Origin of the sequence: Streptomyces sp. A 4/2, assembly GCF_940670765.1 — a bacterium.
Classification (GTDB): Bacteria; Actinomycetota; Actinomycetes; order Streptomycetales; family Streptomycetaceae; genus Streptomyces.
Genome location: NZ_CALNVW010000037.1, coordinates 223,616 through 235,910, shown reverse-complemented (window position 1 = coordinate 235,910; position 12,295 = coordinate 223,616). Strand labels below are relative to the sequence as shown.

The 12,295-nt window shown below is 68.7% G+C and carries 12 protein-coding genes and 1 riboswitch; of the genes, 3 read left to right on the top strand and 9 right to left on the bottom strand.

The features are described from left to right. Nucleotides 1–241: 241 nt before the first annotated feature. Together NBY69_RS27985 and NBY69_RS27980 are read right to left on the bottom strand one after the other, a co-directional pair. Entirely contained in the window at nt 242–1,606 is a 1,365-nt protein-coding gene (locus tag NBY69_RS27985; protein WP_374211349.1) for an NYN domain-containing protein, read from the bottom strand. Nucleotides 1,607–1,641: 35 nt separating this feature from the next. Continuing rightward, the gene (locus tag NBY69_RS27980; RefSeq protein WP_250304621.1) at nt 1,642–1,884 is read right to left on the bottom strand and encodes a hypothetical protein; all 243 of its coding nucleotides are present in this window, start codon (nt 1,882–1,884) and stop codon (nt 1,642–1,644) included. Between the two features lie 171 nt (nt 1,885–2,055). Between NBY69_RS27980 and NBY69_RS27975 the strand changes: the two genes are divergently transcribed. Continuing rightward, on the top strand, nt 2,056–2,769 hold the full coding sequence (locus NBY69_RS27975; RefSeq protein ID WP_250304619.1) for a rhomboid family intramembrane serine protease: 714 nt from the start codon (nt 2,056–2,058) through the stop codon (nt 2,767–2,769). Beyond that, nucleotides 2,766–3,047 carry an Lrp/AsnC family transcriptional regulator gene (locus NBY69_RS27970; RefSeq protein WP_250304618.1) on the top strand — a complete coding sequence of 94 codons (282 nt, stop codon included), beginning with the start codon at nt 2,766–2,768 and terminating at the stop codon, nt 3,045–3,047. The genes NBY69_RS27975 and NBY69_RS27970 overlap by 4 nt, the downstream gene beginning before the upstream one ends. Before the next feature lie 111 nt (nt 3,048–3,158). Here NBY69_RS27970 and NBY69_RS27965 read toward each other — a convergent pair whose 3' ends face one another. The 6 genes from NBY69_RS27965 to NBY69_RS27940 form a co-directional block, all read right to left on the bottom strand. Then, a complete protein-coding gene (locus NBY69_RS27965) occupies nt 3,159–4,535 on the bottom strand; it encodes an aminotransferase class V-fold PLP-dependent enzyme (protein WP_250304615.1) in 1,377 nt (458 codons plus the stop codon). Between the two features lie 147 nt (nt 4,536–4,682). Then, nucleotides 4,683–4,800: riboswitch (SAM riboswitch) on the bottom strand. 158 nt (nt 4,801–4,958) lie between these two features. Continuing rightward, a complete protein-coding gene (trpD, locus tag NBY69_RS27960) occupies nt 4,959–6,023 on the bottom strand; it encodes an anthranilate phosphoribosyltransferase (RefSeq protein ID WP_250304613.1) in 1,065 nt (354 codons plus the stop codon). Nucleotides 6,024–6,152: 129 nt separating this feature from the next. Beyond that, nucleotides 6,153–7,778, bottom strand: coding sequence for a ubiquinol-cytochrome c reductase cytochrome b subunit (locus tag NBY69_RS27955; RefSeq protein ID WP_250304611.1), 1,626 nt, complete (start codon nt 7,776–7,778; stop codon nt 6,153–6,155). Then, a complete protein-coding gene (locus NBY69_RS27950; RefSeq protein WP_250304608.1) occupies nt 7,775–8,827 on the bottom strand; it encodes a Rieske 2Fe-2S domain-containing protein in 1,053 nt (350 codons plus the stop codon). The genes NBY69_RS27955 and NBY69_RS27950 overlap by 4 nt, the downstream gene beginning before the upstream one ends. Continuing rightward, on the bottom strand, nt 8,824–9,633 hold the full coding sequence (locus NBY69_RS27945; protein WP_250304606.1) for a c-type cytochrome: 810 nt from the start codon (nt 9,631–9,633) through the stop codon (nt 8,824–8,826). Before NBY69_RS27945 ends, NBY69_RS27950 begins: the two co-directional genes overlap by 4 nt. Nucleotides 9,634–9,698: 65 nt before the next feature. Further along, on the bottom strand, nt 9,699–10,319 hold the full coding sequence (locus NBY69_RS27940; protein WP_250304605.1) for a heme-copper oxidase subunit III: 621 nt from the start codon (nt 10,317–10,319) through the stop codon (nt 9,699–9,701). 184 nt (nt 10,320–10,503) lie between these two features. On the opposite strand from NBY69_RS27940, the gene NBY69_RS27935 reads away from it, so the two are divergent. Next, on the top strand, nt 10,504–10,920 hold the full coding sequence (locus NBY69_RS27935; protein ID WP_250304602.1) for a hypothetical protein: 417 nt from the start codon (nt 10,504–10,506) through the stop codon (nt 10,918–10,920). A 46-nt stretch (nt 10,921–10,966) separates the two neighbouring features. Here the strand turns inward: NBY69_RS27935 and NBY69_RS27930 are convergent, their stop codons facing one another. Beyond that, nucleotides 10,967–12,223 carry an Ig-like domain-containing protein gene (locus NBY69_RS27930; protein WP_250304601.1) on the bottom strand — a complete coding sequence of 419 codons (1,257 nt, stop codon included), beginning with the start codon at nt 12,221–12,223 and terminating at the stop codon, nt 10,967–10,969. Nucleotides 12,224–12,295 lie beyond the last annotated feature (72 nt).

The window sequence follows — 12,295 nt, the reverse complement described above, 5'->3', positions numbered from 1 at the left end:
GCACGCAGGTCAACTCACGTGCTCCTCGGCGGTTCCTCCGCTGCCACCCCGAATGAGTGATCAACCGCGCGAAGGTTCGATGGCCGACCATAGTGACCCTCTTGTGATCAGTTCAAATCCCGATGCCGAAAATCTCGGTCATCGACTGCATTCTTTACATACACCGCACGCACAGTAGCGGTCACTTGACGGTGCGCAGACCATCAGGCACCCCGAAGTGGGGCATGCCGCACAGGAGTTACTAGACGCGCGAAAGCCGCTTCAGCAACATGACGGACGCCACGGGCCTGGCGCCCGCCCTGGCCACCCCGTCGGCCACCTCACGGTCGGTCGAAACGACCACCACGGGGCGGCCCGAAGGCTCCGCCCGGACCAGCTGGCGGATCACCTCGTCGGCGGTCACTCCCGGCTTGCTGAACAGCACCCGCACCCCGCGCGGCGGCGCGAGCAGCACCGGCGCCGCCAGCTCCGCCCCGTCGAAGACACAGGTCATCTCGGCGCCCGTCTGCGCGGCGAGCATGGACAGGCCGCCGAGGAGGCGCAGCCGCTGCTTCTCCAGCGGCAGCTGCGGGTAGCCGGTCTTGGTGACGTTGTAGCCGTCCACCACCAGGTGCGCCTGCGGCAGCGAGAGCAGTTGGTCGAGCAGGGCCGGGTCGGTGTCCGAGAGCGCCCTGGCCGCGATGTCCTTGGGCGAGAGCCTGCCCGGCTCCACCGCGTCGACGGAGTCGGCGGGGCGCAACGTGGACGGCGGCAGGGCCAGTTCGCGCCGCAGCCCCTGGGCCGCGTCCAGCACCGTGTCGAGGAGCAGCCGGAGCCGCATGTCCTCGACGGAGCGCCCTTCGCGTACGGCACGACGGCCGGCCTCCACGGAGGCCTCCGCCTCACCGAGCCGCGCCTTCAGCCGCCGCGACTCGCTCTCCGCCGCGGCGACCCTGGCCGCCGCCTCGGACTTGATGGTGTCGATCTCGGAACCGGTGCGGCGCAGCGCCGCCTCACCCCGCTTCACATCGCTCTGGGCGCTGCGCAGTTTGCGCTGAAGCGATTCGGCATCCTTGCGGGCCGCGTCCAGTTCCGCGCGCAGCCGCTCGTTCTCGGTCCGGGTCTGCGCCCTCGCCTCGGCGAGCTCCTCGCGCAGCTGCTCCAGCTCGCGCTGAGCCGCCTCGTCCGCCCGCTCGGCGTCGGCGCGCTGCGCCTCCTCGCCTGCCGCGGCGACCAGCTTCACCCAGCCCGCGGGGCGCAGCACGTACGCCGCGGCGGCCACATCGACAGGATCGGCCGCGGCCGGCGGCGAGCCCGCTTCGAGTGCATCGGCGAGCTCCGGCTGGGACGCCTTGAGCCGCTCGCCGATGCGCTGCCGGAACAGCGGGTCGCCCTCCAGGGCCGCCGCCATCGCGTTGCCCGCGAACTTGGCACGCCGGGTGGGGGTGAACCGGGCGTACTGCCGCAGCTGCGACGGAAGTTCGACGACGGTCAGCTCTCCGAAGGCGTCGGAAACGAGTGCGACGACCCGGCGCCGCACCCCTTCCGGCAACGGGCGGTCGAGCGCCTCGGCCACGTCACCGGCCGCGTCGGCCGGCTCCGCACCGCCCGCAGGCTCCTCCACCATCCGTCACCCCACTGTTCACTCTTCAGCGGGCTCCCTCAGGAGCCGCCACCCGGCCTGTCCACCAGCTCGATCTGGTCCACCGCGTTGCACCAGCGGCACCGCACCGACTCGATGGTCTCACTGACCACCTCGCGTTCCTCGACCTTGGGCTCACCGGCCAGGTCCAGATGCATGTACTCGACAACCTTCGACGAGCGGGTCACATCGAAACGGGTGAGATTGCCGCAGAGTGTGCAGCGCCACCGGGTATCGGCGGTCGGCATGGGAACCGTCGTCATACGTGCCGTCCTCTTCGTTCGTCGTGCGTCGGTCGCGGTGCGCCATCGAACTGCGGATGTACTCCCCGTAACCCTACGGCCTCGCGGGTACCCAGGGGGGAGGCCTGTGGACGGTACGGAGTCCGGCGAGGCGGTCTGCCCGATTCGGTCCCGTTAAGCCATGCTCTGTGCATGCTCAAGCAGTGGGACGCGCCCAAGGGTCCGGTGGTGACGTACGGCCTGATCGGCGTCTGCTGCGTCGTCTTCCTCATCAGCCCCGTCTCCGGGTTCGACCCGACGTACGGCACCGGCGACAACCTGCTCGCCGCCCAGAGCGCCTACTTCGAACGCTGGGGCGTCGTCCCCACCGAACTGATGAGCGGCACACCGGGAGCGCTGCTCACACCGTTCACCGCGCTGTTCGTCCACGCGAACTGGCTGCACCTGCTCGGGAACATGCTGTTCCTCTACGTCTTCGGGGCGATGGCCGAGGAACGCATGGGGCGGCTGCACTTCGCCGTCTTCTACCTCGTGAGCGGCTACCTCGCCCTGTCGGCCTACGCGCTCACCCACTCCGGGTCCGACCAGACCCTGGTGGGCGCATCGGGTGCGATCTCGGCGGTGCTCGGGGCGTTCCTGAGTCTCTTCCCGAAGGCCCGGGTCACCAGCATCTTCCCGTTCCTGCTGTTCCTGCCGCTGCGCTTCCCCGCCTGGATCGTGCTGGTCTTCTGGTTCGTGCTCCAGTGGCTGGCGGCCCGGCAGCAGACCGGCACCGGCCCCGGTGTCGCCTACACGGCACACCTCGCCGGGTTCTCGCTGGGCTTCGCCTACGCCGCGGCGCGGTACTGGCGTACGACTAGAGTGAAACTCCCAGCGACGGCCACCGAGGGAGAAAGCAAGCCGTGATCACCGCGATCGTGCTCATCAAGACCAGCGTGGACCGGATCCCCGAGATCGCCGAATCGCTCGCCGCCCTGGAGAGCGTCAGCGAGGTCTACTCCGTCACCGGTACGTACGATCTGATCGCGCTGGTGCGGGTGGCCCGGCACGACGATCTCGCGGACATCATCCCCGGCCGGATCAGCAAGATCCCCGGTGTCGAGGCCACGGACACGCATGTGGCGTTCCGTACGTACTCGCAGCACGACCTGGAAGCGGCCTTCGCCATCGGCCTGGACGCGTAGGACCTCCCGCCCGGGCCGGGCCCGCGGGGGTCCGGCCCGGCCCGGAAACGAAGCCCTGGAGCCCGTCCGGCCGGACGGGCTCCAGGGCTTCGCGATGTGCCGGACGGTGTGTCAGACGGCCGGCACGCAGCGGCCGTCCTCGGTGCGGTAGTTCCAGCGGGCGCCGTCCCGGACCAGTTCCTTGACCGCCGTCACGAACCGCTCCACGTGCTCGTCGGGCGTGCCCGCGCCGAAGCTCACCCGGACGGCGTTGAGGGAGGTTTCGCCCGGCTCGCTCTCCGGCGCACCGCACTCGCCCTGGTCCTGCGGGTCGCTGCCGAGCAGGGTCCGTACGAGCGGGTGGGCGCAGAAGAGACCGTCGCGCACCCCGATGCCGTACTCGGCCGACAGCGCCGCCGCGAAGTGCGAGCTGTTCCAGCCCTCCACCACGAACGAGATGACCCCGACGCGCGGCGCCTCGTCGCCGAAGAGCGAGAGCACCTTCACCGCCGGCACCTCGGCGAGCCCCGCGCGGACCCTGGAGACCAGCGACTGCTCCCGTGCCACCAGCGAGTCGAAGCCCGCCTCGGTGAGCGCCTTGCAGGCGGAGGCGATGGAGTAGACACCGATGACGTTCGGCGAGCCTGCCTCGTGGCGGGCCGCGGTGGTGTGCCACTCGACGTCCACCCCGCCGTCACCGCGCCGGGCGACCCTGCGCGAGGCACCGCCACCGGCGAGGTACGGCTCGGCGTCCTGCAACCAGTCGGAGCGGCCGGCGAGGACCCCGGAGCCGAACGGCGCGTACAGCTTGTGCCCGGAGAAGGCGACCCAGTCGACGTCCAGCTCGGCGATGTCCACGGGGTGGTGCGGCGCGAGCTGCGCGGCGTCCAGCACGATCCGCGCACCGTGCGCATGGGCGGCGGCGGCCAGTTCCCTGACCGGCCACAGCTCGCCCGTGACGTTCGACGCGCCGGTCACGCAGACCAGCGCGGGGCCCTGACCCCCGGGCGACACCGCGGTACGGGCGGCCAGCGCGCGCTCCAGTGTGGCGACGGCCTGCTGCGGGGTGCGGGGGGCGTCGAGGTAGGTCACCGCGGCGTCGCGCCACGGCAGCAGTGAGGCGTGGTGCTCGGTCTCGAAGACGAAGACCTCGCAGTCGGCGGGGACCACCGCGGCCAGCAGATTGAGCGAGTCGGTGGTCGACCGGGTGAAGACGACCTGGTCGCCCTCGCGGCAGCCGAGGAACTCGGCGACGGTGGCCCGGCTGTTCTCGAAGAGGTCGGTGGAGAGCTGCGAGAGGTAGCCGGCACCGCGGTGCACGCTGCCGTAGTACGGGGCGTACGCGGCGACGTCGTCCCAGACGCGCTGCAGGGCCGGGGCGCTCGCCGCGTAGTCGAGCGCGGCGTAGGCCACCTCGCCACCGGTCACGAGCGGCACAAGAACATCTCCACCCAGAACGGGCAGAGGGGCACAAATGGCAGAGTCGGCGGCAGCGGTGGGGACAGACATGACGAACTCCCGGAAAAGGGCAGGCGAATTCACTGCGCGTGCCACACGCAACAGTGCAGAAAAGGGTGTGCGGAAAGAGGGCTACTGCCCTATCGCATTCGCTGAACCACGGAAGAACTCCCTCGACGACCAGGATCCCTGTCGAGGGATCCGCGCTTGCCGCAGACTTCGCTGCCTGCGGCCTGGTCTTCACCCAGGGCACCCCGCCACGGACGGAGGGTTGCCGGACAGCGGGCTGGGGCCGTAGTCGCTGTCACTCATGACCTGAAGAGAATCTTGCCATACGCACGGTGACGCGCAAGGCGCAGTCCACGGCTTGAGACCGAACGGCGTGAACCGCACCCCGCGTCGCCCGAACGGAACGGGCGCCGTACCGCCACAACTACCCGCTGTCCCGCGGGGAGTTGTGGCGGACAGCGGGAGTCAGGCGTTGCTGGCCGTGACCCAGCGTTCCAGGGCCCGGCCGGCCGCTCCCGAGTCGATCGACTCGGCGGCGCGGGCGATCCCCGCGGCGATCCGCTCGTCGAGCGATCCCCCGCCCGGATGCAGCGCGACCAGCGCCGCCGCCGAGTTGAGCAGAACAGCGTCCCGTACCGGACCGCCCTCACCCGCGAGCAGCCGCCGGGCGACATCGGCGTTGTACGAGGGGTCCCCGCCGCGCAACGCCTCCACCGGGACCAGGCCGATGCCCACGTCGCGCGGGTCGAAGGGCTCCTCGTGGACGGTGCCGTCCGCCACCGTCCACACCTTCGACGTGGCGGTGGTGGTCAGTTCGTCGAGCCCGTCGTCGCCCCGGAACACCAGCGCGGAGGAGCCCCGCTCGGCCAGCACGCCCGCGATGATCGGCGCCATCCGGGCATCGGCGACGCCGGTCGCCTGCGCCCGTACCTTCGCCGGATTGGTGAGCGGGCCGAGGAAGTTGAAGGTGGTCCGGATGCCCAGCTCCTTCCGCGCGGCTGCCACGTACCGCAGCGCCGGGTGGAACTTCACCGCGAAGCAGAAGGTGATGCCCGCCTCCTCCGCGACCTCGACGACCCGCTCCGGCGTCAGCTGGAGGTTGACCCCGAGCTTCTCCAGCACGTCGGAGGACCCGCTCGCCGACGACGCCGCGCGGTTGCCGTGCTTGACGACCTTCGCGCCGGTGCCCGCCACCACGATGGACGACATGGTCGAGATGTTCACCGTCCTCGCGCTGTCGCCGCCGGTCCCGACGATGTCCACGCTCGGGCCGGGTACCTCGATCAGCCTGGCGTGCTCGTACATCGCCCGGACGAGACCGCTGATCTCCGCGACCGTCTCGCCCTTGGCCCGCAGCGCCACGGCGAAACCGGCGATCTGCGCGTCGGTCGCCTCGCCGCTCATGATGCGGTCCATCGCCCAGGCGGTGGCGTCCGCGCTCTGGTCGGTGCCGCCCAGCAATGAGTCCAGTACGCCCGGCCAGGAGAATGCCGCCACGCTGTCGCCGCCTGCCGGGGTCACAACGTTCATGGTCCGCTCCTGGGTCCACAGCCGAATAGGGATACCGCTACCTTATCCAGCCCCGGAGACCGCGAAGAGCCCCGTCCATGCGCTGGACGGGGCTCCTGCTGTGGCGACTGTGTTCAGTCGGTCAGGTGATCAGTGATGGCCGTGGCCGCTGGTGATCTCCTTGTACTCGTCGGCGGTGGGCTTCTCGATCTGGCTGTGCTCGCCGTAGTAGCCCTTGTTCAGCTTGGCGCGCAGCTTGGTCAGACGCGAGATCTTGCGCGCGACACCGTTCTCGTCGACCTCGGGGCCGATTTCGAGCGGCTGGTACTGCTCGTGCGCGGTGAGCGTGTGCAGCGCCTCCGGGGCGAGCGGCTCGTGCACCTCGACGAACTCACCGTGCGGCAGGCGCTTGATGATGCCGGACTCGCGTCCGTGCAGCACCTTCTCCTTGTCGCGACGCTGGAGGCCGAGGCAGAACCGCTTGGTGACGATGAACGCGATGACCGGTCCGACGAACATTCCGATCCGGACGAACCAGGTGATCGCGTTGATCGACAGTTCGAAGTGCGTCGCCCAGAGGTCGTTGCCGCCACCGACGAGCAGGATCAGGTACAGCGTGATCCAGGCGACGCCGAGGCCGGTACGGGTCGGGGCGTTGCGCGGGCGGTCCAGGATGTGGTGCTCGCGCTTGTCGCCGGTGATCCAGGACTCGATGAACGGGTAGACACCGATGGCCGCCAGGACCAGCGGGAAGACCACGATCGGGATGAACACACCCAGGACGAGTGTGTGACCCCAGGCGTTGATCTCCCAGCCCGGCATGATGCGGACGAGACCCTCGGAGAATCCCATGTACCAGTCGGGCTGGGCGCCGGTCGACACCTGGTCGGGCCGGTACGGGCCGATGTCCCAGATCGGGTTGATCGAGGCGATCGCCGCGATGGCCGCGATGACACCGAAGACCAGGAAGAAGAAGCCTCCGGCCTTGGCCATGTAGACCGGCAGCAGCGGCATGCCGACGACGTTCTTGTTGGTCTTGCCGGGGCCCGCGAACTGCGTGTGCTTGTGGTAGAAGACCAGGATCAAGTGGCCGACCAGCAGGCCGAGCATGATGCCCGGCAGCAGCAGCACGTGGACCGAGTAGAACCGGGCGACGAAGTCACCGCCGGGGAACTCCCCGCCGTACAGGAACATCGACGCGTACGAGCCGACGATCGGGATGGAGAGCATGACGCCCTCCATGAACCGCACACCCGTACCGGAGAGCAGGTCGTCCGGGAGCGAGTAGCCGGTGAAGCCGGTGAACATACCCAGCACCAGCAGCAGGAAGCCGAACAGCCAGTTGATCTCACGCGGCTTGCGGAACGCGCCCGTGAAGAACACCCGCATCATGTGCACGAGCATGCCCGCGAGGAAGATCAGCGCGGCCCAGTGGTGGATCTGCCGGATGAGCAGACCGCCGCGGACCCCGAAGCTGATGTTCATCGTCGAGGCGAAGGCCTCGGACACCCGGATGCCCTGGAGCGGCACGTACGGGCCGTCGTAGACGACCTCGTTCATGCTCGGGTGGAAGAACAGCGTCAGATAGACACCCGTGAGGATGATGATGATGAAGCTGTAGAGGCAGATCTCCCCGAGCATGAAGGACCAGTGGTCCGGGAAGATCTTGCGCATGTTGGCCTTGGCCAGGCCGTAGATGCCCAGGCGGCCGTCCGCCCAGTCGGCCACCCGCTCGCCGGCGGGCGCCTTGCGCTGTGTATCCGTCACGGTGCTCATCCGCGCTCCCAGAAGGCAGGACCGACGGGCTCTGCGAAGTCGCCGAGCGCTTCGAGGTTACCCTCGCCGTTCACACCGATCCGCAGCTGCGGCAGGGCGTGGCCGGCCGGGCCGAAGATGACGCGGGCGCCGTCGGACAGGTCGAAGGTGGACTGGTGGCACGGGCAGAGCACGTGGTGCGTCTGCTGCTCGTACAGGCTGATCGGGCAGCCGACGTGGGTGCAGATCTTCGAGAACGCGACGATGCCGTCGTGGGCCCACTCGCGCTCCTTCTTGTCCTTGATGTTCTCCGGCTGGATACGGACGATCATCAGGGCAGCCTTGGCGATCTGCGTCTGGAAGTCCTCGTCGCTCTCCTCGAGGCCCTCGGGCATGGCGAACGTCAGCGAACCGACGGCCACGTCCTCGGGACGCAGCGGCTCATTGGTGTTCATGTTGATGAGCACCTTGCCGCGGTTCCACAGCGTCTCGCGGAGCTTCTTCTCCGGCAGCGGGCCGAGGTCGCGCAGCAGCACCACACCGGCGAGCGGCACCATGGCCATCGCGCCGAACAGCGTGTTGCGGATCAGCTTGCGGCGGCCGAAGCCGGACTCGGCGGCACCTGCCGCGAAGTCCGCCAGGACCTGCGCCTTGACCTCGGGCTCGGCCTCGATCGGGTGGCGGTCGGCCGCCGTCTCGACGTCCGACATCAGCGTGCGGGCCCAGTGGACCGCGCCCGCGCCGATGGTGAAGAGCGCCACACCCAGGGTCAGACCCAGGGAGAAGTTGAGGGCGCTCACGTGCCCGAACGGGAAGATGAAGACGATCTTGTCGACCGGGAAGATCACGTAGGACGCGATGAACGCGATCGTCGCCAGCATCGAGAGCGTGAACAGGAAGGCGACCACGCGCTCGGAGCGCTTGGCGGCCCGCTCGTCGATGTCCTGGATGCGCGGCTTGTGGGCCGGCATTCCCGGGTCGGCGAACGGATCGTCCGCGTGCTCCACCGCGCCGTGCGCGGCCTCCTGCTTACTCGGCAGGATCTCTTCGGAATTCTCTTGGCTACTCATGACTTCTTGGCCTTAGCGGTGTGGGCCGCGACCCAGATGGCAACTGCGATCAGTGCACCGAGTCCGAAGATCCAGCCGAACAGGCCCTCGCTGACCGGACCGAGCCCGCCCAGCTTGAGGCCACCGGGGCTCTCGGACTCGTCGCCGTTGACGGTCTTGACGTACGCGATGATGTCCTGCTTGCTCTTCTCCGGCATCGTGGTGTCGGGGAAGGACGGCATGCTCTGCGGGCCACTCTGCATGGCCTCGTAGATGTGCTTCGGGTCCACGCCTGCAAGGCTGGGGGCGTACTTGCCGTGTGTCAGCGCGCCGCCCTCACCCGTGAAGTTGTGGCACTGGGCGCAGTTGGTGCGGAAGAGCTCGCCACCGCGTGCGATGTCGGCGCCCTGGTCGCTGTACTGCTTCGCGGTCGGCGCGATGGGGCCCGCGCCGAGGGAAGCCACGTACCCGGCGAGCTGGTCGATCTCGGCCTGCGAGTAGATGACCTTCTTCTTCGGCACCTGGGCGCCGGGCTGCTGGGCCGGCATACGGCCGGTGCCCACCTGGAAGTCGACGGCGGCGGAGCCGACGCCGACCAGGGGCGGCCCGTCGGACGAGCCTTGGCCTCCCATTCCGTGGCAGCTTGCGCAGCCCACGGAGAAGAGCTTCTTGCCCTCAGTGATGGCGAGGGACTGGGAGGCTTCGTCGGCCTGCGCCTTGCCCGCAGGCGCGAACGCGGCATACAGCCCCCCGGTGGCCGCCAGCGCGAGGAGTAGGACGACGACCGCCGCCAACGGGTGGCGTCGTCGTGCGGAGAGCTTTTTCACGGATTACCCCGGTGTCAGGATCTTCTGCGTCGGTGCTTGCTGGATGAGTGGGGCGTCGGGCCCGATTACTTGATGAGGTAGATCGTCGCGAAGAGGCCGATCCAGACGACATCGACGAAGTGCCAGTAATAGGACACGACGATGGCGGCGGTTGCCTGGTGGTGCGTGAATCTCTTGGCCGCGTATGTCCTGCCCAGAACGAACAGGAAGGCGATGAGACCGCCTGTCACATGCATGCCGTGGAAGCCGGTGGTCAGGTAGAACACCGAACCGTACGGGTCGGAGGACAGCGAAAGGCCGTCCTTCTTCACCAGGTCGGTGTACTCGAAGATCTGGCCTCCGATGAAGATCGCACCCATCACGAACGTGATCATGAACCACGTGCGGAGCTTCTTCACATCGCCCCGCTCGGCGGCGAACACGCCGAGCTGGCAGGTGAGAGAAGAGAGCACCAGGATCGTGGTGTTCGTCGCCGAGAAAGGAACGTTCAGCGAGGACGCCATTTCCTTCCAGTGCTCGGGACCCGTCACCGATCGCAGGGTGAAGTACATCGCGAAGAGGGCCGCGAAGAACATCAGCTCGGAACTCAACCAGATGATGGTTCCGACGCTGGTGAGGTTCGGCCGATTGACCGACGGGTGCGCGTGCCCGGTTTCTACTGTCGTTGCTGTCGCCACGACCGACATTATGTCGGTCGCTTATCCCGCCCTCACCCTGGGGGGTGCCGTTCGGTGTGTCAGCCCCTCGTGTCCAGCTCGAACGGCCCAGCGCGAGGCGGTCCGTAACGGTGTTGACGGGGTGTCGGACGGAGTAGCATCCGCGCCAAGGTCGAAGCCCCGCAGTCCCCGAAACAGCCGTCACGGAGGAACAATGCAGCCGAGCGCCACGGTCCTGGTCTACAGCGACGACGCGAACACCCGTGAGCAGGTACGGCTCGCCGCGGGCCGGCGGCCGGCCTCGGACGTGCCGCCGGTGCAGTACCTGGAGTGCGCGACGCTCGACGCGGTGCTCAAGGCCCTGGACAACGGTGGGATCGATGTCTGCGTGCTGGACGGCGAGTCGGTCCCCGCGGGAGGTATGGGGGTCTGCCGGCAGATCAAGGACGAGATCTTCCGGTGCCCGCCCGTGCTGCTGCTGATGGGCCGCCCCCAGGACGCCTGGCTGGCCACCTGGAGCCGCGCGGACGCCGCGGCGACACTTCCGGTGGAGCCGGTGGAGTTCGCGGGCACGCTGGCCGCTCTGATCCGCAGCAGGCTCGCCGCCGGCACCGTCGCCACGGGGTCCTGACCCGGCCGCGGCGGACCGCTCCCGCGGAACCGCGCGTCGGCTCCCGTCAGAACGCGGCGGGCCGCAGCCGGGCCGTTTCCGCGGGTGCGGCGGGCACCTGCTTGCCGTTCGTCAGCGCGCTGCCCTTGGCCCACTTGGCCCAGGACACGTTCCAGTCCCCGAAGCCGTTGTCGAACGGCGTCATCGTGTCGCCGTCGCTGCCGACGACGTCGACGATGTCGCCCTGGCGCACGTGGCTGAAGAACCAGGAGGCGTTGTCCGTGCTCATCCCGGTGCAGCCGTGGCTGGTGTTGGCACTCCCCTGCGAGCCCACGGACCACGGCGCGGCGTGGACGTACTCCCCGCTCAGTGTGACCTGTGTCGCGTAGTAGACCGGCAGGTCGTACGAGTCCGAACTCCCGGCGGCGATACCGATGCTGGCGCTGGTCATGCGTACGAAGTACTGCTTGCCCAGCACGACCTTGACGCCGTTGCGGGTGGAGAAGCCCGCCTTGCCGGTGGTCACCGGAATGGTGTTGATCACTTCGCCGTTGCGGGTGACCGTCATTTCGTGCGACGACGCGTCCGTGACGGCCACGAGGCGGTCGCCGGTGGTCAGCTTGAGCGGCTTGGCGTCGCCGCCGTAGAGCTTGCCCGCCACTTTTATCCCGTTCAGGTTGCTGTGCACGTCGATCGTGGCGTGTGCGGGCCAGTACTCCTTCGGGCGGTAGTGCAGCGTCTTGCTGTCCACCCAGTACCAGGCGCCTTCGACGGACGGTACCGAGTCGACCTTCAGGGCACGCTCGACCTGGGCCCTGGCGGCCTTGTCCTTGACCGGGGCGCTGAGTTGGGCGGTGACGGGCTGTCCGACGCCGTACTCGCCCGCCTTGGGCCCGAAGGTGACGTTGAGCCGGTCGGCGGCGGGAGCCGTGTCGAACGTGGTCGTCTTCGCGCCCGGCGAGCCGTCCTCGTCCTCGGTGGCGACGCGCACCGTGTAGTGCGCGCCTGCGGCCAGCGGGGCCGTGCTGTGCCACCTGCTGCCGTCCGCCGAGAGTTCGCCCGCCAGTTGGCGTCCTGTGCTGTCCGAGGCGGTCACATCGGTGATGCGACCGCCGTCATCCTTGGAGGTGACTTCGAGCGGCTTGTCCGGGTCCACCTTGCCGCTGCCGCCGGGGCCGCTGAACGAGATGTCGTCGGCGGCGTTGTACGGCGGCGCGGAGAGCGGATTGTTGGGGGAGCCGCCGCACGCGGTCGCCGTCGCCCCCAGGGACACGACCAGCAGTGTGCAGCTCAGGACCGTACGGAATCGAGGTGCGTGGCTCATAAGCACACGTTATGAAGATCTCCCGGTAACGGCACGCCGGATGACTGCAAACGAGGAGGCCCGGACACCTGA

Excerpts from the sequence above, each read along its gene's own strand:
- NBY69_RS27985 (WP_374211349.1), bottom strand. The coding sequence starts at position 1,606 with ATGGTGGAGGAGCCTGCGGGCGGTGCGGAGCCGGCCGACGCGGCCGGT.
- NBY69_RS27980 (WP_250304621.1), bottom strand. The coding sequence starts at position 1,884 with ATGACGACGGTTCCCATGCCGACCGCCGATACCCGGTGGCGCTGCACA.
- NBY69_RS27975 (WP_250304619.1), top strand. The coding sequence starts at position 2,056 with ATGCTCAAGCAGTGGGACGCGCCCAAGGGTCCGGTGGTGACGTACGGC.
- NBY69_RS27965 (WP_250304615.1), bottom strand. The coding sequence starts at position 4,535 with ATGTCTGTCCCCACCGCTGCCGCCGACTCTGCCATTTGTGCCCCTCTG.
- trpD (WP_250304613.1), bottom strand. The coding sequence starts at position 6,023 with ATGAACGTTGTGACCCCGGCAGGCGGCGACAGCGTGGCGGCATTCTCC.
- NBY69_RS27955 (WP_250304611.1), bottom strand. The coding sequence starts at position 7,778 with ATGAGCACCGTGACGGATACACAGCGCAAGGCGCCCGCCGGCGAGCGG.
- NBY69_RS27950 (WP_250304608.1), bottom strand. The coding sequence starts at position 8,827 with ATGAGTAGCCAAGAGAATTCCGAAGAGATCCTGCCGAGTAAGCAGGAG.
- NBY69_RS27940 (WP_250304605.1), bottom strand. The coding sequence starts at position 10,319 with ATGTCGGTCGTGGCGACAGCAACGACAGTAGAAACCGGGCACGCGCAC.
- NBY69_RS27935 (WP_250304602.1), top strand. The coding sequence starts at position 10,504 with ATGCAGCCGAGCGCCACGGTCCTGGTCTACAGCGACGACGCGAACACC.
- NBY69_RS27930 (WP_250304601.1), bottom strand. The coding sequence starts at position 12,223 with ATGAGCCACGCACCTCGATTCCGTACGGTCCTGAGCTGCACACTGCTG.